16 protein-coding genes are annotated in these 19,625 nt (G+C 43.9%); 5 read left to right on the top strand and 11 right to left on the bottom strand.

Going from position 1 to position 19,625, the window contains the following annotated elements; all coding sequences use genetic code 11:
- Positions 1-78 precede the first annotated feature (78 nt).
- Positions 79-2,544 (bottom strand): bifunctional DnaQ family exonuclease/ATP-dependent helicase, encoded by a 2,466-nt coding sequence (locus tag BVE84_RS02775; protein WP_076995564.1) that lies wholly within the window; start codon positions 2,542-2,544, stop codon positions 79-81.
- 129 nt (positions 2,545-2,673) lie between these two features.
- Between BVE84_RS02775 and BVE84_RS02770 the strand changes: the two genes are divergently transcribed.
- Positions 2,674-3,312 (top strand): MBL fold metallo-hydrolase, encoded by a 639-nt coding sequence (locus BVE84_RS02770; protein ID WP_076995563.1) that lies wholly within the window; start codon positions 2,674-2,676, stop codon positions 3,310-3,312.
- Positions 3,313-3,831: 519 nt separating this feature from the next.
- On the opposite strand, the gene ftsX is transcribed toward BVE84_RS02770, so the two are convergent.
- The 10 genes from ftsX to BVE84_RS02720 form a co-directional block, all read right to left on the bottom strand.
- Positions 3,832-4,761, bottom strand: coding sequence for a permease-like cell division protein FtsX (gene ftsX, locus BVE84_RS02765; RefSeq protein WP_076995562.1), 930 nt, complete (start codon positions 4,759-4,761; stop codon positions 3,832-3,834).
- Positions 4,754-5,446 (bottom strand): cell division ATP-binding protein FtsE, encoded by a 693-nt coding sequence (gene ftsE, locus BVE84_RS02760; RefSeq protein ID WP_076995561.1) that lies wholly within the window; start codon positions 5,444-5,446, stop codon positions 4,754-4,756. Before ftsE ends, ftsX begins: the two co-directional genes overlap by 8 nt.
- A gap of 36 nt (positions 5,447-5,482) precedes the next feature.
- Positions 5,483-6,578 (bottom strand): peptide chain release factor 2 gene (gene prfB / locus BVE84_RS02755; RefSeq protein ID WP_135017444.1). Its coding sequence is split into 2 segments (ribosomal slippage): positions 5,483-6,505 and positions 6,507-6,578, totalling 1,095 coding nucleotides; the frame shifts between segments, so codons are not numbered across the junction.
- Between the two features lie 45 nt (positions 6,579-6,623).
- Positions 6,624-7,739 carry a tRNA epoxyqueuosine(34) reductase QueG gene (gene queG / locus BVE84_RS02750; protein WP_076995624.1) on the bottom strand — a complete coding sequence of 372 codons (1,116 nt, stop codon included), beginning with the start codon at positions 7,737-7,739 and terminating at the stop codon, positions 6,624-6,626.
- A gap of 38 nt (positions 7,740-7,777) precedes the next feature.
- Positions 7,778-8,272, bottom strand: coding sequence for a VanZ family protein (locus BVE84_RS02745; protein WP_076995559.1), 495 nt, complete (start codon positions 8,270-8,272; stop codon positions 7,778-7,780).
- A gap of 175 nt (positions 8,273-8,447) precedes the next feature.
- On the bottom strand, positions 8,448-8,804 hold the full coding sequence (locus BVE84_RS02740) for a TM2 domain-containing protein (protein ID WP_076995558.1): 357 nt from the start codon (positions 8,802-8,804) through the stop codon (positions 8,448-8,450).
- Positions 8,805-8,907: 103 nt separating this feature from the next.
- The gene (locus tag BVE84_RS02735; protein ID WP_076995557.1) at positions 8,908-9,945 is read right to left on the bottom strand and encodes a TM2 domain-containing protein; all 1,038 of its coding nucleotides are present in this window, start codon (positions 9,943-9,945) and stop codon (positions 8,908-8,910) included.
- Between the two features lie 488 nt (positions 9,946-10,433).
- On the bottom strand, positions 10,434-13,127 hold the full coding sequence (locus BVE84_RS02730; protein ID WP_076995556.1) for a cation-translocating P-type ATPase: 2,694 nt from the start codon (positions 13,125-13,127) through the stop codon (positions 10,434-10,436).
- 192 nt (positions 13,128-13,319) lie between these two features.
- Entirely contained in the window at positions 13,320-13,706 is a 387-nt protein-coding gene (locus tag BVE84_RS02725) for a YwiB family protein (RefSeq protein WP_076995555.1), read from the bottom strand.
- On the bottom strand, positions 13,703-14,596 hold the full coding sequence (locus BVE84_RS02720; RefSeq protein WP_076995554.1) for a sulfite exporter TauE/SafE family protein: 894 nt from the start codon (positions 14,594-14,596) through the stop codon (positions 13,703-13,705). The genes BVE84_RS02725 and BVE84_RS02720 overlap by 4 nt, the downstream gene beginning before the upstream one ends.
- 107 nt (positions 14,597-14,703) lie before the next feature.
- Between BVE84_RS02720 and BVE84_RS02715 the strand changes: the two genes are divergently transcribed.
- From BVE84_RS02715 to BVE84_RS02700, 4 genes are read left to right on the top strand one after another with little or no spacing between them, the layout of a single operon-like run.
- Positions 14,704-16,017 (top strand): HD domain-containing protein, encoded by a 1,314-nt coding sequence (locus BVE84_RS02715; RefSeq protein WP_076995553.1) that lies wholly within the window; start codon positions 14,704-14,706, stop codon positions 16,015-16,017.
- Positions 16,007-16,816 (top strand): sugar-phosphatase, encoded by an 810-nt coding sequence (gene yidA / locus BVE84_RS02710; RefSeq protein WP_076995552.1) that lies wholly within the window; start codon positions 16,007-16,009, stop codon positions 16,814-16,816. Before BVE84_RS02715 ends, yidA begins: the two co-directional genes overlap by 11 nt.
- Complete coding sequence (locus BVE84_RS02705) at positions 16,816-18,033, top strand: aminoacyltransferase (RefSeq protein ID WP_076995551.1); 1,218 nt, start codon at positions 16,816-16,818, stop codon at positions 18,031-18,033. The genes yidA and BVE84_RS02705 overlap by 1 nt, the downstream gene beginning before the upstream one ends.
- Positions 18,030-19,262 carry an aminoacyltransferase gene (locus BVE84_RS02700; protein WP_076995550.1) on the top strand — a complete coding sequence of 411 codons (1,233 nt, stop codon included), beginning with the start codon at positions 18,030-18,032 and terminating at the stop codon, positions 19,260-19,262. Before BVE84_RS02705 ends, BVE84_RS02700 begins: the two co-directional genes overlap by 4 nt.
- The last annotated feature ends 363 nt before the right edge of the window (positions 19,263-19,625 follow it).

Here is a 19,625-nt window from a genome sequence, read left to right as displayed (position 1 = left end):
TTGGGACCAAAGCCACCATCTCTATTGAAGAGAGTCATAACCACCCGTTTTCACGGGTGGTCATGACTGAGGACTAGCCTAGCCTTCTTCAAAAAAGTGTTCCATTTTCGCTAACATATCTTCAGGGCTGACCTGCTCCAGCTGATAGCTTTCTCCCAAGAACTGTTTTACCTGCTGTCCATACTGCCTATCAATCAAGCGATTATCCAATAAGAGGACACAGGACTTTTGTCCTGCAAAACGGTTGCTCCGTCCTATGGCCTGCTTGAGCTTCAACATCATCATGGGCAACTGGTAATCATAGAAAGGATTTCGTCCTGCTTCCTTGAGATGACGATTGACTTTACGAACAAAGCGATCTTGAGGATTTTCAAAGGGCAGGCGTGGAATCACTTGAATCAGCTGGGGCTGACTAGCAAAGTCCACCCCCTCCCAAAAAGCTCCTGTCCCCAGTAAGATTGGCACTTCTCCTTTGTCAAAGCGACGCTTGATGGCAAACTCTGTCCCATGTCTATGCTGGGCTAGATGGGGAATACCCGCTTCCTCCAAGATTCGTGACAATTCTAAGAGCAAATGGACCGAGGTCAACAAGACCAATAGCGGTCGTTTTAGGGTCAATAACTCCTGTAGATATTGGCCAATAATGAGCGCATGCTCCTTCCTGTTTAAGGCTAGTAAATCAGGTAGTTCATCGGGAAGGATGATCTGTTGATTCTTTATTGGCTGAGTGGGAAGCCTATCAAGAATCACATCCTCAAAGCCGAGTAAGTCTGCTACAGTTACCTTTTTACTAATCTCAAGAGTGGCACTAATACACAGTACCCTAGTCGTGGATAAAAAACGAGCCACATCCATCATGCCCTTCTGACTAGCCCGTAAAAATACCAAACGTTTGTCAGCAATACGGCGCTCTTCCAGCCAATATTCCCAGTCCTGCCTGAGCAAGCAGACCCAATCTTGGAAGTCACGATCACTTAATTCTTCCAAATTTTGCCTAAGGAGCAATAAGTCTTCTACAGCCAATTCCCGCCTACCGCTTGTATAAAATTGCTCCAGCAGATGCATTAATTCAAACATACAGGCCTCTAATAAGCGCCTCTCCAGAAGATTGGTAGACTTATCCAATTTACTTTGGAACAAGGCAGAGGCTTCTGAAATTGATAATTCCTGACTAGCGGATTCTTCTGCTACGAGAATCAATTTTTGCGCTTCATCAATAATCAAGAGACGATTCTGCATCCAACTCTCTTCTTGCACATGTTTCAAAAAATAAGCATGGTTCGTTAGGGTAACGGAGCTAGAAGAAGCCGCCTGCTGGACTCTTTTCCAAAAATCCCAGTCACCGAATAAGGATTGGTCCTGAATACGCCCATCATGCTGCAACTCATCAAAATAGGATTGGTAGCGATACTTTTGCTTGAGTTCATCCATATCTCCAGTCTCCGTCTCACAAAGCCAGACCAATAAGTGCATCTTATAGCGATTCAAGAGACGATTCTCGTCCTGGCGCTCCAAGGTTCGCCAAAAGGTATCTAGCTTAATATAGTGAGAAGGAGACTTGATGGAGGCGAACGAAAGCTGAAAAACCTCTGATAGACGTTTCCCTTCATTGTCCATAATCTGTTGCTGCAGGACCTTGGTCGGGACAATCACAAGGAGTGGCTGGCTTGTCCAAGCTAAGGCAGACAGTAAGTAGGCATAGGTCTTGCCAATCCCTGCCTGCGCTTGGATAAAATGCACGCGCGCCTCCTCATTCTGCAAGCCCTCATTGATCCGCTGGGCGAGCGCCAACTGTTGAGGGCGCATATCCAAGCCTAAAAGAGCGAGATTCTTGTCAAAATCTTGCGACAGATGATTCGGCTGCTGAGGCTGAACTGGTCTCTTTAAGCAAAGACCATTGACTAAAACGATGTCGTCTGGCAAATAGCTCGGTAGGGTGGGATAGAGTTCATCAATAACTAGACGAGATTCATAGAGTAAATGATCGGCAAACTCGAGAATATGCCCCACTGTCTGCCGAGGTAATTGCTGGATTTTTTCTTGAATTTTCAATAGCAACCTTGCCGTGGCAGTCGCATCTGAAATAGCAGTGTGAGCCTGCTCCAATCCAAGTCCTAACTCCCTTGCAAGACTAGCTAGGCTGTACTTATCCAAGGTTGGAAAAAACAACTGTGCCAATTCCACCGTGTCAACCCGCGGCGCATGTAAGTCATAGCCTTCAAAAAACAGAGCCTCTGTCAATAAATTGGCATCAAAAGATACATTATGGGCAACAAATATCGCCCCCTCTAATAAGTCATAGATTTCTTTTGCCACCTCTCCAAAATCAGGAGCATGGGCCAGTTGCTGGTCGGTGATGCCTGTCAGCTCACAGATCTGCTGTTCCAATTTTTCATGAGGATTGATATCTGTTGCGTAACTTTCAACAATTTGACCTGCTTCCACAATGACAATCCCAATCTGAATAATCTTAGCATAACTACCGTTACCAGTTGCTTCTAGGTCTACAATAGCATACCGATTTGCTTGTCTTTTCTCTATCATAACAGTAAAATTATACCATATTTCCTTAAAAATCTGTCAGCCTGCCAGCATTCCCGAAAAGAAAAAACAGACAAATACCTCATTTTTTGCTAGACTAGAAGGAGATTGAATAGACAGAGGAGAAACTTGATGAAACTACACAAAACCCTTAACCCTATCGCCTATGAAAACACCTATTATCTGGAAAACGATTCCCATCTCCTTGTCATCGATCCAGGTAGTGACTGGGAGGCCATTCGACTGACGATTAAAAAACTGAACAAACCCATCTCTGCTATCCTCTTGACCCATACCCACTACGACCATATCATGAGTTTGGACCTAGTGCGAGAACACTTTGGAGCACCCCCTGTCTATGTGGCGGCCAGTGAGGCTAGCTGGCTCTATACCCCTAAAATGAACCTTTCTGGCCTTGCACGTCACGACGATCTGGACAATCTTGTCTGCCGACCGGCTGAACACACCTTCCAATATGAAAAAGACTATGATTTGGACGGATTTCACTTTTCTGTCCTTGAAACACCCGGACATTCTATCGGTGGGGTTTCCTTTGTCTTTCCAAATCAGGAACTCGTCCTTACAGGAGATGCTCTGTTCAGAGAATCAGTCGGACGTACCGATTTGCCAACCAGTAACCTTGACGACCTACTAGCAGGAATCAAGACCAAACTCTTTGCTTTACCTGGCCATTATCAGGTCTATCCTGGCCATGGACAGGCAACGACCATTTCCCATGAAAAGGTCTTTAATCCATTTTTAAAAAGTTAACATCAAAAACCGAACAAAGATTGTAAATCTTCGTTCGGTTTTTGAATCTATTTTCTCAGGGAGAGGGCAGGTAGCACTTCCTATTCCCCATAAAATCTTTTTTTATACTCTTTAAAAATCAAAAGGATACGTTGTCAACTCGTCTCGGTGAATTGAACTCGGACTACAACTCGCTGACAAAAAGATAAATACTCCTAGCTTCAAAGGTATAGTATACCTTTGAAGGCGGGAAATAGGGGTTTGCCTTAGCAAACGTCCTTTACTTCTTCGTCGTATTTCCTATTTTGTCTAGGAGTTGTTTTACGTCCTCGTATCTTGACGAGTGAAAAGCTCCAGTGGAGGTTTTCAGCCTGTTCCTTTGAAATAGTTATCAACTATTTCAACTACCTTCGCCTTCGATTATAAGGAAATTAGCGGTGCTAATCTCATTTCCAACCTTTCACAATTCTTAATTGTGAAAGCTAGTCTACTTTTGATTTTTATTGAGTATTATATCCCACTCTTTGGGTAGTCGTTTCGTTAAATCTTCAAGAAGCGTCTCATAGAAATCACAGATCCCATCGCACCAATCACAATTCCCACGAGAAAGAGGGTGGCAATCATGGCTGGGACAAAGACAGTAATACTAATCAAGGAAAGGTTCTGTGATGCTAAAGAAGCATTGACAGAGGTATAGAGCATCTGGTAGGCAAAATAGACTAGGGCAGACGGCACAATCGCCCCGAGCAAGCCAACCCAAGCTCCTTCAAGCAAGAATGGTCCACGAATGTAGCCATTTTTTGCCCCGACCAAGCGCATAATTTGAATCTCACGGCTACGTGAAATAATGGTAATCCGAATAGTATTGGAAATGAGAAAGACCGCTGTAAAGAGTAAGAGTCCTGTCGCTGCAAATCCCCAGGTCTTGACCACATTATTCAGCTTGAAAATTCGTTCGGTTTCAACTTCACCATCACGAACTTCTGTTACACCATCAATTTTAGCAATTTCTGCACCTACAGACTTGACATACTGAGGTTCTGTCGTCTCAATAATATAGGCATCATAAAGTGGGTTGGCATCTCCCTTAAAGAGATTCCAGGTTTCACCTAGGGTTGCGGTCAACTGTTCCAGCTGCTCTTCCTTACTTGAATAATCAACACTCTTAACATTGTTCAAGGCAAGAATTTGTTTATAGATGGACTGATAGTCAGGATTTTCAACTGTCTGTCCCTGATCGTTGACAATGGTTTGGGCATTATCTGTCGAATTCGCACGCAAGTAGACATTGATGCGAACATTATTGGTCAAATCGGCTGTCAACTTAGTTGCATTTAAAATAACCGAAGCAAACACGCCAACCAAGGTCAAGGTGATTGCCACTGATGAGATAGCAGCAATCGTCATCCAGCCATTTCGTTTGAGACTCTTCAAAGACTCAATAAAATGTCTAAAAAATCGTCTAATCATCGTATCCGTACTCTCCTTCTACTTCATCACGTACCACTCGACCGTCTTCAATTGCGATAACGCGATGGCGAAGTGTATTTACGATTTGGCTATTGTGGGTCGCCATTAAAATCGTAGTTCCTTGGAGGTTGATCCGCTCCAAAAGATTCATGATTTCCCACGAGTTTTCAGGGTCTAAATTCCCTGTTGGCTCATCGGCAATCAAGACTTTAGGATTGTTGGCAATGGCACGCGCAATCGCAATCCGTTGCTGCTCACCACCAGACAATTCATTGGGAAATGAACGAATCTTATGCTTTAAACCAACCAGATCCAAAACTTCCATGACACGTTTTTTAATCGTCCGTGGTTTTTCACCAATAACCTCCATGGCATAGGCAATGTTTTCAAAGACCGTTTTTTTCGGAAGCAATTTGTAGTCTTGGAAAACGACACCTACGCTACGGCGAAGGAGAGGAACATCCCTCTTCTTGATTTTTCCAAGGTCAAAAGCCCCAACCTTGAGCGACCCCTTGTCTAATTTTTCTTCACGATATAAGAGTTTGATAAAGGTTGATTTCCCAGCTCCAGAAGGTCCTACAATATAGGCAAATTCTCCTGACTCAACAGTTACAGACACACCTCTCAGTGCAGTTGTTCCGTTTCCGTATTTCTTGGAAACGTCTTTCATTTCAATAATTCCCATAAGGTATTCTGTCTCGGACAGTCCTTTCTTTTTATTTTAGCTAATCCGCCATTTGAGATAGGCATCGATAAATCCTTCAATATCCCCATCCATGACCTTGTCCACCTGTGCGACCTCATAGCCTGTGCGATGGTCCTTCACCATGGTATAGGGGGTAAAAACGTAGGAGCGAATCTGACTACCCCATGTAATCTCCTTCTTATCTCCTTTGAGCGAATCAACCTCTGCTGCCTTCTTTTCTTGCTCTAATTGGTAGAGCTTGGCTTGTAGCAATTTTAAGGCCCGATCCCTATTCCCATACTGGGTTCGATCAACGGTTGATTGGGTCACGATTCCTGTCGGAATATGGGTCAAACGAACCCCTGTTGACACCTTATTGACATTCTGTCCACCTGCACCGCCACTACGGAAAGTATCCATTTTGATATCATCATCCCGAATCTCAATTTCGATGGTATCATCCAATTCTGGCATGACTTCAACTGAGGTAAAGGAGGTGTGTCGACGTTTGGCTGAATCAAACGGCGAAATACGCACCAAACGATGTACGCCCATTTCCGACTTGAGTAAACCGTAGGCATTAGGACCTACAAAGCTCAGTGTAACAGACTTAATCCCTGCTTCATCTCCAGCCTGATAGTCTAGCGTTTCCACCTTGAATCCCTTGGCATTGCCAAAACGGGTATACATGCGCAACAACATCTCACCCCAATCCTGAGCCTCTGTTCCACCTGATCCTGGATGAATTTCCAAGATGGCATTATTACTATCATACGGCTCTGATAAGAGGAGGGTTAATTCATAGCTGGTCATCAACTTGTCCAACTCCAGCAACTGTTCTTCCAATTCCTCTTTGACAGATTCGTCTTCTACTAGAAATTCCATCAAAATCGTTACTTCATCGAGTAAGTCCACCATCTGGTGAAAATTCTGGTAGGTTGCTTTTAATTCATTTAACTCCTGAGATGTTTTCTGAGCTGCCAAATTATCATTCCAAAAGTCTGGCTCGGTCATCTTGTTTTCCAAGATAGCGATATCTTCTTCCAAACTTTCTAGGTCAAAGAGACCTCCTAAATGAGTTTAATTTGACCTCTAGCTCTTCTATCTTTTGTCGAATTTCTGCTATATCCATAAGTACCTCATTTTTTGTATTCTTGTTATTATACCATATCTAGGGCTATTTGGCGAATGATAGGAAGGCCGCCCGCTCCTCCATCACTTCTGGATGATCGCTCCTTACATTTTCGATAAAGGCAATCAACTCCTCATTGGGATGTCGGACAAGCTGGCTAAGAGCCCAGATAGCCGTCGCCATGTGGATAGGATTTTGCCTCTTATCGATAATTTCCAAGAGCTTGGGAATACTTGAACGATCATGGGCGTTGGCCAAGGCGATGATGGCATTTCTTTGGAGAATGTTTTTCCCGCGCCAGCTGCCTGCAATCATACCAAATTTTTCCTTAAATTGTCCATTTGACAGCTCCAAGAATGGAATCAGTTCAGGCTCTGCCAAATCTGGATCAATCGCTACAACTGGTGGACTATCGATTCCCTTATTGTAAGGACAACAAATTTGACAGATATCACACCCATAGATGACCGTCTTAATTTTCCTACGGAACTCGAGATCCATCATGCCCTTATCCTGAGTCTGAAACGATAGACACCTCCTCGCATTCATGGTGCCATCGCCAAGTAAACAAGAAGTCGGACAAGCTGTGATGCAACGATTGCAGTCACCACAGTCATAATCAACTGGCTGATCGGGTTCTATTTCCAAGTTCGTAATCAATTCTCCCAAAAACATGTAGGAGCCAAATTCTTTGGAAATCACTAGACCATTTTTGCCGATGAAGCCAATTCCTGCCCGCTTGGCGACTGCTGTATCCACCAAAGCACCTGTATCGACCATCCCTTTATATTCAAAGTCTACCGTCAACTCCTCAATTCCACGCGCCAGGCGTTCCAATTTATCCTGTAGGATGTAATGGTAATCCAATCCCCAAGAGTTAGGGGTTATCTTCCCACGTTTATACTGAGTTTTCTGCGGTTTCTCTGGTAGTCTGCGTGGATAAGCCACTGCAATGGAGATAATCGTCTTAGCAGAAGCAAGGCTCAACCTCGGCTTTATACGCTCTTCAATATCCTTGTGTTCAAAGCCTGATGTTCGACCTTCTTCGGCTGCTGCCCGCAAGGATTTTTCCAAATAAGTAAAATCATCTGCTGTTGTAAAACCGATTTTTGAAATCCCCATCTCCTTTGACAAGGCAATAATTTGTTCTTTTAGATTCATTTCTTTCATTGTAACAAAAATGATACACTTTGCAAAATCTAAATGAGGAAGAGTAGCCCAGCTACTATCGTAGTGCCTATCAAGGCTAGTTGATTGACCCGTGCATAGGCCTTTTCATGCCAGATACTGGTCAATACATACATGATATTGATACCGATTGCCCCTCCGAAGCTGTTGGCAAGTAAATCGGTCAGATCTGCAACGCCGATACCCAGAGCATACTGCACAAGCTCATAGCTCAGACTGACCAATACCATCACTGCCAGATTTTTTCCCCATGTCGCATGTTTATTCAGCATTTCCATATACATCCCGAAAGGAATGAAACAAAGAATATTCAAGCCAACCTCTCGGTAATCCAATACTCCATTGTAGACCGCTGTTCCTGCAAAGGGAATCAAATTGATGCTATGAATGGGAGAATATTGTGCTATTTGGAGGGTTGAAAATACATCTAATTTAAATAAAATAATCCAGGTTAGACATACGAGATAAACTCCAAATAACAGCATGGTCATCTTTCGTGACTGCATCTACCTTTCCTCCTTTACAAGCATTGTACTATTATATCAAAAAATAGCATTGAAAACGTTACACCTTGATGACAAATCGGCTCTCTTATTACAGATTGTTTACAGGGGTTGTGGACATAGGCGGCAGCAAACAAAAAGAGGGAGGAATCTGTTGTTCCACCCTATCCATACTGTATTAACGACTGTAAGAGGCTGCTACTATAGCTATATTGATTTTCTCAAGATTAGCACGTCTAGTGGCTCCCATGATGAGGAACCAGTCAATCAACTGCCAAATACCTAGTGTCAACCATGACAGGAGCAATTTCGCCACACCGATTCCGATCTGACCGATATAGAAACGGTCTGCACCTAGGCCACCGAGTAAGATTGAAAAAATCAAGGCCGTCGTTGGACTTTTAAGCTCTGTTGACAATATATAAGCCGTTTGAGATTCATCTAACGCGTCCAACTGTTGACGCAACATGGGAATAGCTTCCGCTGGAAAATTACTAGCATTCGCAGCAATATAAGAATCTGAAAATACTGACATTCACATCTCCTTTATCATTCAAAAAATAGTTTCCTATTTATGATAATACAAAGGCAGTTATTTGTAAAGTCCTATTTTCACTAGGTAGGTGGAGGCAAAAATACTATTCACCTGCCTCCTCTTTGTCGCTCCTTGCCAGTTCTTCTACTTCTGGAGCCTCAACAACTGGAGGTCTATCTTCTGAACTGACATCTTCCACCAGCATATCTGCTACTTCTGACCCTGATGGGGTAACGACTGTGGTGTTTTCTTCTGAAACGACCTCATCTACAGCTGTATCTACTAGCTCTGACCCTGATGGAGCAGCGACTGTAGTGACTGCTTCTGAAACGACCTCGTCTACAGCCGTATCTACTACCTCTGACCCTAATGGGGTAACGGCTGTAGTAACTGCTTCTGAAACGACCTCATCTACAGCCGTATCTACTACCTCTGACCCTAATGGGGTAACGGCTGTAGTAACTGCTTCTGAAACGACCTCATCTACAGCCGTATCTACTACCTCTGACCCTAATGGGGTAACGGCTGTAGTAACTGCTTCTGAAACGACCTCATCTACAGCCGTATCTACTACCTCTGACCCTAATGGGGTAACGGCTGTAGTAACTGCTTCTGAAACGACCTCATCTACAGCCGTATCTACTACCTCTGACCCTGCTGGGGTAACGACTGTGGTGACTACTTCTGAAACGACCTCATCTACAGCCGTATCCTCCGCAGCGGTAGCTGATTTGGCACGCGCTTGCTGAAACATTTTTGCTTGATTGATCTGCCACATCAAGCGTTCAAAATTCGCCTGCTTACAAGCTCTCATAATGAAGAAACAGTCGATCAATTTCCAAACATAAACACCGAATAAAAGGAAAAAGCCAACCACAATAAATAGCGTTATATAACCGATAATCGTCAAGGCGAGCTTTGCGATACCAAGCTCCTTATTACCGATGTAAAAGCGATCCACTCCTAACTCCCCAAGGAAAATAGAAAATAACAAGGCAGTGACAGGGCTTTTGATGTCCGTCATCAATAACATCGTAATCGCTTCTTCATCCAAACGATCCAGTTCCTCTTTTAGAATCGGCAAGGTTTCAGATGGAAAAGCGTTCATATTCGCCATTAAAAAGGATTGGGTATAGTTCATATTTTATCTCCTAACTAATCGAAAAACGGTTACCGCTTCTCTGTTCTACTCATTTTTTTCATTCTACCATTTTCTAGTGCCGATTGTCCAGCTGTAATCAGCTATTCTCACGCCGTACGCATAAAGAAAATGCATGTAACTGTTTTCTAGCTACATGCATTTTTTCAAAAATAGTTTCGCGACATTTACATAATTGCTTTGATTTATCCTATTTATCCTCGTTTTCACATATATTGCAACAAAATGTCATGATAAAAATATAACTTTTTATGAAAAATCGTTATCTGAGAGCGAGATTTTCTCCATGCGTTTGTCGTGAGCTATTCTGCTCTTGGATACTTGACCCGCACATCTTGGTTGGTATAAAACTAATCCAGTAGCGTGAGGCTGGTCACCTAGAAAGAAGAAAGTGACCATAGAAGCCCGAGCTAAGAAATTAGAAAGCGAGGATTAGCCAGTGGATGAGTTTTTGCAATCTCAAAACACCGCTAAATGGCATTCTTATCTATTCCTAATTTTCGTTGAACAAATTTGACCAGTTCTACAATAATAATCATAGAGAAACTTCCGATAAGGACAACAGCCCATTGGCTAAGGTCCAGATGGGTCACATGGAAGATGGCTTCCAGTGGCTCAATCACAATCGTGGCTGCTAGGAGAACAAAGGAGACGAGGATAGACCAGTTAAAGGTCTTAGACTTGAATGGACCAACTGTCAAAATAGACTGGTAGACAGACTTGACATTATAGGCATGGAAGAGCTGAATCAAGCCGAGGGTTGCAAATGCCATGGTCAAAGCGTCTGCATGAATAGCTTTATCCCCCGCATGGACTGGATTGGCAATCGCATAACCATACACTGCAAGAACTAGGGCGCCTTGCAATACCCCTTGATAAATAATAGAACTCAATACACCGCCTGAGAAGAAACTGGAGTTGCGGCCACGAGGTTTATGTCCCATGACACCAGGCTCAGCCGGCTCGACACCGAGAGCGATAGCTGGGAAGGTATCCGTTACCAGGTTGATCCACAAGAGGTGGACAGGTTTAAGAACATCCCATCCAAAGAGGGTTGCAAGGAAAATGGTCAAGACCTCAGCAGTATTCGCTGAAAGGAGGTATTGAATGGTTTTTTGGATATTGGAAAATACCTTGCGTCCTTCTTCAACAGCTACGATAATCGTTGCAAAGTTATCGTCTGCAAGCACCATATCAGACGCGCCTTTTGAAACTTCTGTCCCTGTAATTCCCATACCGATACCGATGTCGGCTGTTTTAAGGGCTGGCGCATCATTGACACCATCTCCTGTCATGGCAACGACCTTGCCTTGATTTTGCCAGGCTTTGACAATCCGCACCTTATGTTCAGGTGATACACGCGCATAAACGGAGTACTGACCGACAACCTGTTCAAATTCTTCATCTGACAAGCTGTTCAATTCAGCACCTGTCAAGACATGCCCCTCTGTATCGTGTGCGTCAATGATTCCAAGACGTTTTGCGATAGCTTCAGCTGTATCTTGGTGATCACCTGTAATCATGATTGGACGAATCCCTGCTTCTTTTGCTATACGCACCGCCTCTGCTGCTTCTGCACGTTCAGGGTCAATCATCCCAATCAGACCAGTAAAGATCAAGTCGCTCTCAAGCGTTTCAGTCGTGATTTCTTCTGGAATACTATCAATAATTTTATAAGCACCTGCAAGGACACGGAGGGCCTGATGGGCCATGTCTGAATTGGTGGCTTGGATAGCTGCTGCTACCTCGTCTGTAATAGGAAGAATAGAACCTGCAACATCTACCATTCTGGCACGCTGCAAGAGCTGGTCTGGTGCCCCCTTGACGGCTACGAAGAATTTCCCATCCGGCAATGGGTGAACTGTTGACATGAGCTTACGATCAGAGTCAAATGGTAGCTCCGCCACACGAGGATATTGATCCAAAAATGCTTTCACATCGTATTCTTTATCCAATGCGTATTGAATAAAAGCTGTTTCTGTCGGATCACCAATGAGTTTTCCATCCGCATCAATCTTGGTATCATTGGCAAGAACGACCGCACCTAGGAGTGGTAAATCCAGACCTGCTTCAATCGCTTCCTTGGCATCCACCAAATGATTGTTATAATAAACCTTTTCAACGGTCATCTTGTTCATGGTCAAGGTACCCGTCTTATCAGAAGCAATAATCTCTGTCGAACCGAGTGTCTCTACTGCTGGCAACTTTCTAACAATGGAATGACGTTTTGCTAGAACTTGTGTCCCCAAGGACAGGACGATTGTTACAATCGCTGGCAAGCCTTCTGGAATGGCTGCAACAGCAAGGGCTACTGATGTTAACAGCCCTGTCAATGGATGTTCACCGCGGATAAACACTGCAACGGCAAAGGTAATCGCTGCAATCACCAAAATCACATAAGTCAAGACTTTAGACAAATTGTTCAAGTTTTGCTTCAAAGGTGTATCCGTTTCATCCGCCTCCTGAAGCATACCTGCAATATGACCGACCTCCGTAAACATACCAGTATTCACGACCACACCTAGTCCACGACCATAGGTCACATTGGAATTCTGGAAGGCCATATTGACACGATCCCCGATTCCTGCGTCTTCTGCTACTAGCACACGAACATCTTTTTCAACTGGCACAGACTCCCCTGTCAGCGCAGCTTCTTCAATTTTTAATGAATTGGCTTCCAGCAAACGCATATCGGCTGGTACGACATCTCCTGCTTCAAGGCTAACAATGTCTCCTGGGACTAATTCTTTTGAGTCAATCTCTGTCATATGACCGTCACGTAAGACGCGTGCAGCGGGACTTGACATCGACTTGAGCGCCTCGATTGCTTCTTCAGCCTTCCCTTCTTGATAGACCCCAAAGATCGCATTGATGATGACCACGGCCAAAATAATTATCGCATCTGCAATATCTTCACCACCTGATGTCACAACCGATAGAATGGCTGCAATCAGCAGGATGATAATCATCAAGTCCTTGAACTGCTCTAGAAATTTAGTGAGGAGTGAGCGTTTTTCCCCCTCTTCTAATTCATTGCGACCATAGGTTTCTAGCCGTTTCTTCGCTTCGCTACTCGTCAAACCTTGCTCGCTGGCATCTAGCTCACGCAAGACAAGGTCCGCCTCTTGGGTGTAAACAGCACGACGCTTTTGTTCTGTTGACATGTTCTTCTCCTTTTCGTCCCTTTTTAAAAACACAAAAAGAGACTTGTTTTCTTCAAACAAGTCTCGCTATTTCATACAAGGCCGGAAATTTCTTTCGGATTGACGACCTTGTAACGGATACTTCCGTCAGCTACTCCCTTGATATGCTGACTATTATAGCAAATTCCTATCCCCTTTGCAAGGATTTTTTCCCTAGAAATTCCCCCATCGAATCCTCAAATGATACTGAGCCAAGTCTTGCCCCGTTTGGGGAATTTGGAGTGTATAGTCGATCGTTACTTGATTGCTCTCTCGTTGGTAGGTATCTGTCACTACGTTGAGGTGCTGAATGCCGACTGGTGTGACAATTTGCGTTCTGGTTATTGCTGCATCCATAAACTGCATGACGGACTTGGGTTCAGAAAAGCGAGTCATACTGCACTGTTGCTCACCGACTTTTAAGACAACGCGCTCCTTGTCATCGTTGTGGTAGGTCAAGTATAGGAAATCTCCCTTTTCCACTACTTCCACATCGCGGACTTCCTCTACGACTTCTACTTCCCCCTCAAAACATATCTTATTTTGAATGGCTATCTTCATCTTTCTTCCCTCCTAGTTGGGATTACAGAGGAACGCAGCAAGGTCACACCGGTATAAGAAGCAATAAATATGACCAAAACCTTTAAATTATTGACGTCCAAGCTACTCAAAAACTTGGCGGCTATCAAGACCCCGCAGACACCTCCGACAATGATTCCAAGGACTCCAGACCAATTCACACGCCCTGACTGGATAAACTGCTTGGCCCCTGCCGTCATAATCATAGCAGCATTTAACATCATCACAGGAAGAGCAACGGCTGGGCTGATTCCCATGAGTGAAAAGAAAATCAACTCTGGTGCATAATTGCCCAATCCCATACTCATCAGCATACCGACGATAAAGTCAAAGATGATGCCTGCAATTAGCTTCCAGCCCGACAAGCCACGGATATCTGCTGTCAAATCAGCCCCAGGATTCGTCACCATACGATAGACCATAAACAGCGCTGCAATAATCAGTAACACTCCCAAAATCCGCTGCACCTTCTGAGTGTTCCAAGACTGGGTCACACGCGCCCCAACAAAGGCTCCCGAAAAGGCAGCCGCGGCCATGGCAACCAAGGTCAGTAAGTCCACTTGAACAATGGTAATAAAGAGCAGCGCCTCTACCAAGACGGGAATGATGTGGGCTGTTGTCATGGTCGCAGGAATCTTCCTATCATCTTGGACCAGCCTTGTCGCCTTTAATAGCGTTGTCGTTGTCGCAAAGGTCCCGATGCCTAAAGTATCCAACAAATCGGTGATAAAACCGATACCAAACCCCGTCCAAAAGCGTTCTTTCAGAGAAATCTGCTGCTGTTTGGCATAAGAAAAAATCGTCCAAGCAATCCATAAGATAAGCCCTATCAATAGAGCTTGAATAAGGTGTAAAATCATCTGTTCTGTCATAAATCTTATTATAATATGAAACCCTTCTTTCGTAAATACATTTTGACCCAAAAAGTAGCAAATGGTTCACAAAAGCACAAATTACCGTTTTTTGATATAATGAGGGAATGAGTGAAAAAGTATTTCGTGACCCTGTTCATAATTACATTCATGTCGATCATGAACTCGTCTACAATCTGATCAATACAAAAGAGTTTCAACGGCTACGGCGCATCAAGCAGCTAGGAACCACTTCCTATACCTTTCATGGTGGCGAGCATAGCCGCTTTTCACACTGCCTTGGAGCCTATGAAATTGCACGACAAATTGTTTCCACCTTTGAGAACAAATACACAGAAACCTGGGACTGTAGCGATTCGCTTTTGACCATGGTCGCAGCTCTCCTACACGATGTAGGACACGGTGCCTATTCCCATACCTTCGAGCGACTGTTTGACACCGACCACGAAGATATGACTTGTCAAATCATCACCAGTACCGGTACGGAAATCAATAGCCTATTGCAACAGGTATCCCCTGATTTTCCTGAAAAAGTGGCCAGTGTCATCCGTCACACCTACCCCAATAAACAGGTTGTCCAGTTGATTTCTAGCCAGATTGATGTGGACCGTATGGACTATCTTTTGCGTGACTCCTACTTTACAGGGACCAACTATGGGCAATTTGACCTCACACGCATTTTACGAGTTATTCGTCCTACAGAAAATGGCATTGCGTTTAAAGAATCGGGCATGCACGCGGTAGAAGACTATGTACTCAGTCGCTACCAAATGTATATGCAAGTCTATTTCCACCCAGCCAGTCGCTCGATGGAGGTCCTGTTGCAAAATCTTCTCAAACGAGCAAAGGTACTCTATCAAGACCAGCAACCGTTCTTTAAAACAGCTTCTCCCCGCCTCATTCCATTCTTTGAGCAGTGCTTTGACCTGACAGACTATCTAGCTTTAGATGACGGGGTCATGAATACCTATTTCCAATCTTGGATCGATGGTCCCGATAAGATTTTATCCGATTTGGCTCAGCGCTATATCAACCGCAGGGTCCTAAAATCCATTACTTTTGATTCCAAAGACGAAGCCCATCTTTCCGTTTTAGAAGCCATTGTCAATCAAGTCGGCTTTGAACCTAGCTACTATACCGCCATCCATCACAATTTTGACCTGCCCTATGACATTTATCGACCAAATGCCAAGAAAAAGCGGACCCAAATTGAGATGATGCGCAAGGATGGTAGCCTCATAGAGCTATCACAGCTCTCCCCTATTGTCCACTCTTTAGCGGGAACAGTTCACGGTGACAGCCGTTTTTACTTCCCTAAAGAAATGCTGAAAGAAACGGGAATCTTTGCTCCGCAAAGCACTATCTTTTTGAGTTATATCTACAACGATCAATTTATTTATGGAGAATCTGATGAATATTAAACTTGTAGCCATTGACATTGATGGCACCCTATTAAATAGCAAGCATGAAATCACTCCTGAAGTCTATCAAGCCATTCAAGATGCCAAACAAGCAGGGGTAAAGATTGTCATTGCTACTGGACGCCCAATCTCCGGTGTCAAAAGCATTTTAAGCCAATTAAACCTCTTAGACGAGGGAGATTATGTTATCACCTTTAACGGTGGATTGGTTCAGGAAACAGCAACAGAGCATGACATCATCAACGAAGGCTTGAGCTATGCTGACTACCTCGAATGGGAATATCTAGCACGCCAATTAGACCTTCCAATGCACGCAAGTTTGAAAGACGGTATGTATACGGCTAACCGCAACATAGGAAAATACACTATCTATGAAGCCCAGCTAGTTGATTCACCCGTTTTTTATCGCACACCAGAGGAAATGGCAGACAAGGATATTATCAAGATCATGTTGGTTGATGAGCCTGAAAAACTGGATGCTGCTATGACACAAATTCCCACACCCCTTGTCGAACGTTTCAATGTTGCTAAGTCAGCCCCCTTTTACCTAGAAGTAACCCCAAAACATGTCAACAAGGGAGAAGCTATTCAGCAGCTCAGTGCCTTCCTCGGTTTGACCATGGAGCAAACCATGGCAATCGGCGACCAAGAAAACGATCGGTCGATGCTAGAGGTGGTAGGGACAGCTGTCGTGATGGAAAATGGTCATCCAGCTATTAAGAAAATTGCGACCCATATCACCAAGTCAAACGACGAAAATGGGGTTGCACATGCTATTAGAGAGTGGGTGTTGGACTAATGTATACATACAAACTAGGGATTTCCGCAAGAGAGCACGATGACTTTGTCAAACGACACCCGCAAAATAACCTCTTACAGAGTAGCTCTTGGGCCAAGGTGAAGGATAACTGGGGCAATGAGCGCCTGGGTGTTTACCAAGACCAAACACTTGTTGCTGTCGCCTCTATCCTCATCCAACCTCTTCCTCTGGGCTGGACCATGATGTATATTCCTCGTGGTCCGATCATGGACTATAGCAATGAGGAGCTGATCGCTTTTGTCATGCAGACCCTTAAAAAAATTGCTAAAAAACATCGTGCTGTATTTGTAAAGTTCGATCCGTCCATCTATTTCCAACAGCACCTCGTTGAGCAAGAAGCAACTGATTTACCACAAGCCCAAGAGACCATTCAAGGGCTAGAACAAGCCGGTTGCAAATGGAAAGGACGAACCTCCTCTCTAGAAGAGACCATCCAGCCTAGATTCCAAGCCAATATCTACGCTGAATATTTTACTACAGAGGCCCTTCCAAAAAGAGTCCGTCAACTCATCCAAGTGGCTGAGAAGAAAGGGGCTGTCATCGAAATAGGGGGGACCGAGCTCATCTCTGACTTTGCGGCACTGATGGCCAAAACCGAAGTACGTAAAAATATCCATTTGCGCAATCAAGAGTATTATGAAAAACTCTTGTCCATCTATGGAGAGGATGCCTATATCACAATGGCAAGCCTCAACGTCAAAGCTAGATACGACAAACAAGTGCAGGAACTGGCAAAACATGAAGCTATGAGAAGTACCTTCACCAAAGACACCCGTCAGACCAAAGTAGCTGCTACTTTAAAAGAAATCGACCGCCTGCAGGATGAACTGACCTTCTTGAAAGGCTACCTTGATCAAGGATTGGAACGCGTACCGCTAGCTGCTACCCTATCCTTAAATTTTGGTGATAGCTCTGAAAATATCTATGCAGGCATGGACGATGACTTTAAGCAATACCAACCCGCCCTGGCTACTTGGTACAAAACAGCTCAACATGCTTTTGAACTAGGGGTAAAACAGCAGAATATGGGAGGAATTGAAAACCAGCTAGACGGTGGTTTGTACCACTTCAAATCTAAATTTAATCCCATGATTGAAGAATTTATCGGAGAATTCGATCTCCCCGTCAGCCCCTTCTACAAGATGTTCAGCTGGGCCTACCAACTACGTAAAACAGCAAGGAATCGACGCTCATGACATTGACCATTCTCAGTCCCAAAGAATATCAAGACTTCCTCAAACAATCCAAGCAAGTCTCCTTCCTTCAAACCCTCGAAATGGCAGCGCTTCTCACCAAACGAGGGATGACGACTCAATTTGTCGGCTTGAAAAAAGGGGAGCAGCTAACCGTCGCCGCCCTCCTTTATAGCCTGCCTATGACAGGTGGACTTCACATGGAAATCAATTCTGGCCCTGTGACTAGTCAGCTAGAGGAATTGCCTGAATTTTATCGCGCATTGCAGCAATATGCTAAAAAAAATAATGCCTTTCGCCTCATCATCAAACCCTATCAGACCTATCAGCTATTTGATAGCCACGGTCAACCAACTTCCGAAGAGGCAAAAGAACTCATCCATCACTTCACTGATTTAGGCTATGCATTTGATGGACTTCAAACAGGCTATCCAGGAGGGGAACCTGATTGGCATTATACCAAAGATTTAAGTCAACTGACTCAGGAGAACCTCCTTGATTCTTTTAGCAAAAAAGGAAAAAGTCTGGCAAAGAAAGCTAATTCCTTTGGAATCAAGATTCGTCCCTTGACTCGTGAAGAACTCCCTGTCTTTAAATCCATCACAGAAGCAACCTCTGAGCGCAGAGAATACCAGGATAAGACTCTGGAGTACTACCAAGATTTTTATGATGCCTTTGGAACCACTGCTGACTTCCTGCTGGCCTCCATCAATTTTCGCGATTATTTGACAAATTTAGAAGAGCAAAGAGCCAAATTAGAACAGCACTTAGCGATTATCGAACAGGACCTAAGTGCCAATCCACGTTCCAAGAAAAAACAAAATGAACACCGTGAGATCTCCAGTCAGATTGCATCCTTCCAGACACGGGAAGCCGAGGCCAAAGAATTGCTTGACCAGTATGGTCAAGGGGATATTCCTCTAGCTGCCAGCCTATTTATTTACACAGATCAGGAACTAGTCTATCTATTCAGTGGCTCTCTCACTGAGTTTAATAAATTCTACGCTCCTCTTCTCTTACAAGAATACGCTATGCGTAAGGCCATTACACTTGGAATTCCTTTTTATACCCTACTGGGAATTACAGGACTCTTTGATGGTAGCGACGGCGTCTTGCGCTTCAAGCAACAGTTCAACGGAAGCATTGTTCGTAAAATGGGAACCTTCCGTTACTACCCACACCCGCTCAAGGCTAAATTCTTAACCCTGATAAAAAAATTGTTGAGACGATAAAAAGAGTGTAGAGATGCCAGTTTCGATGGAACTGGCTTCTCTCACTCTTTTATGTTCTTATACTCTGCCAACATGTACCCCAGCAACAACAAGTCACTTTTGATGTTTGACGAGTATGATACTCAATAAAAATCAACAGTAGACTAGCTTTCACAATTAAGAATTGTGAAAGGTTGGAAATGAGATTAGCACCGCTAATTTCCTTATAATCGAAGGCGAAGATAGTTGAAATAAGAAAAGATACAAAGGGCGTGTAAAAAGCGAATGAAAATTAGGAAACATGACGAAGAAGTGTACCTTCTAGGAATGTTTATCTATTTTCCGAGCTTTTAGCCCGTGTTCAATTAAGATGTGAGGACGTTA

The sequence above is a fragment of the Streptococcus azizii genome (assembly GCF_001984715.1).
In the GTDB taxonomy this organism is placed as follows: Bacteria; Bacillota; Bacilli; order Lactobacillales; family Streptococcaceae; genus Streptococcus; species Streptococcus azizii.
This window is presented reverse-complemented; position numbering and strand designations above follow the sequence as displayed.

What these genes read in the sequence shown, in the direction of transcription:
- BVE84_RS02775 (WP_076995564.1), bottom strand. Translation starts at nt 2,544, where the DNA reads ATGATAGAGAAAAGACAAGCAAATCGGTATGCTATTGTAGACCTAGAA.
- BVE84_RS02770 (WP_076995563.1), top strand. Translation starts at nt 2,674, where the DNA reads ATGAAACTACACAAAACCCTTAACCCTATCGCCTATGAAAACACCTAT.
- ftsX (WP_076995562.1), bottom strand. Translation starts at nt 4,761, where the DNA reads ATGATTAGACGATTTTTTAGACATTTTATTGAGTCTTTGAAGAGTCTC.
- ftsE (WP_076995561.1), bottom strand. Translation starts at nt 5,446, where the DNA reads ATGGGAATTATTGAAATGAAAGACGTTTCCAAGAAATACGGAAACGGA.
- queG (WP_076995624.1), bottom strand. Translation starts at nt 7,739, where the DNA reads ATGAATCTAAAAGAACAAATTATTGCCTTGTCAAAGGAGATGGGGATT.
- BVE84_RS02745 (WP_076995559.1), bottom strand. Translation starts at nt 8,272, where the DNA reads ATGCAGTCACGAAAGATGACCATGCTGTTATTTGGAGTTTATCTCGTA.
- BVE84_RS02740 (WP_076995558.1), bottom strand. Translation starts at nt 8,804, where the DNA reads ATGTCAGTATTTTCAGATTCTTATATTGCTGCGAATGCTAGTAATTTT.
- BVE84_RS02735 (WP_076995557.1), bottom strand. Translation starts at nt 9,945, where the DNA reads ATGAACTATACCCAATCCTTTTTAATGGCGAATATGAACGCTTTTCCA.
- BVE84_RS02730 (WP_076995556.1), bottom strand. Translation starts at nt 13,127, where the DNA reads ATGTCAACAGAACAAAAGCGTCGTGCTGTTTACACCCAAGAGGCGGAC.
- BVE84_RS02725 (WP_076995555.1), bottom strand. Translation starts at nt 13,706, where the DNA reads ATGAAGATAGCCATTCAAAATAAGATATGTTTTGAGGGGGAAGTAGAA.
- BVE84_RS02720 (WP_076995554.1), bottom strand. Translation starts at nt 14,596, where the DNA reads ATGACAGAACAGATGATTTTACACCTTATTCAAGCTCTATTGATAGGG.
- BVE84_RS02715 (WP_076995553.1), top strand. Translation starts at nt 14,704, where the DNA reads ATGAGTGAAAAAGTATTTCGTGACCCTGTTCATAATTACATTCATGTC.
- yidA (WP_076995552.1), top strand. Translation starts at nt 16,007, where the DNA reads ATGAATATTAAACTTGTAGCCATTGACATTGATGGCACCCTATTAAAT.
- BVE84_RS02705 (WP_076995551.1), top strand. Translation starts at nt 16,816, where the DNA reads ATGTATACATACAAACTAGGGATTTCCGCAAGAGAGCACGATGACTTT.
- BVE84_RS02700 (WP_076995550.1), top strand. Translation starts at nt 18,030, where the DNA reads ATGACATTGACCATTCTCAGTCCCAAAGAATATCAAGACTTCCTCAAA.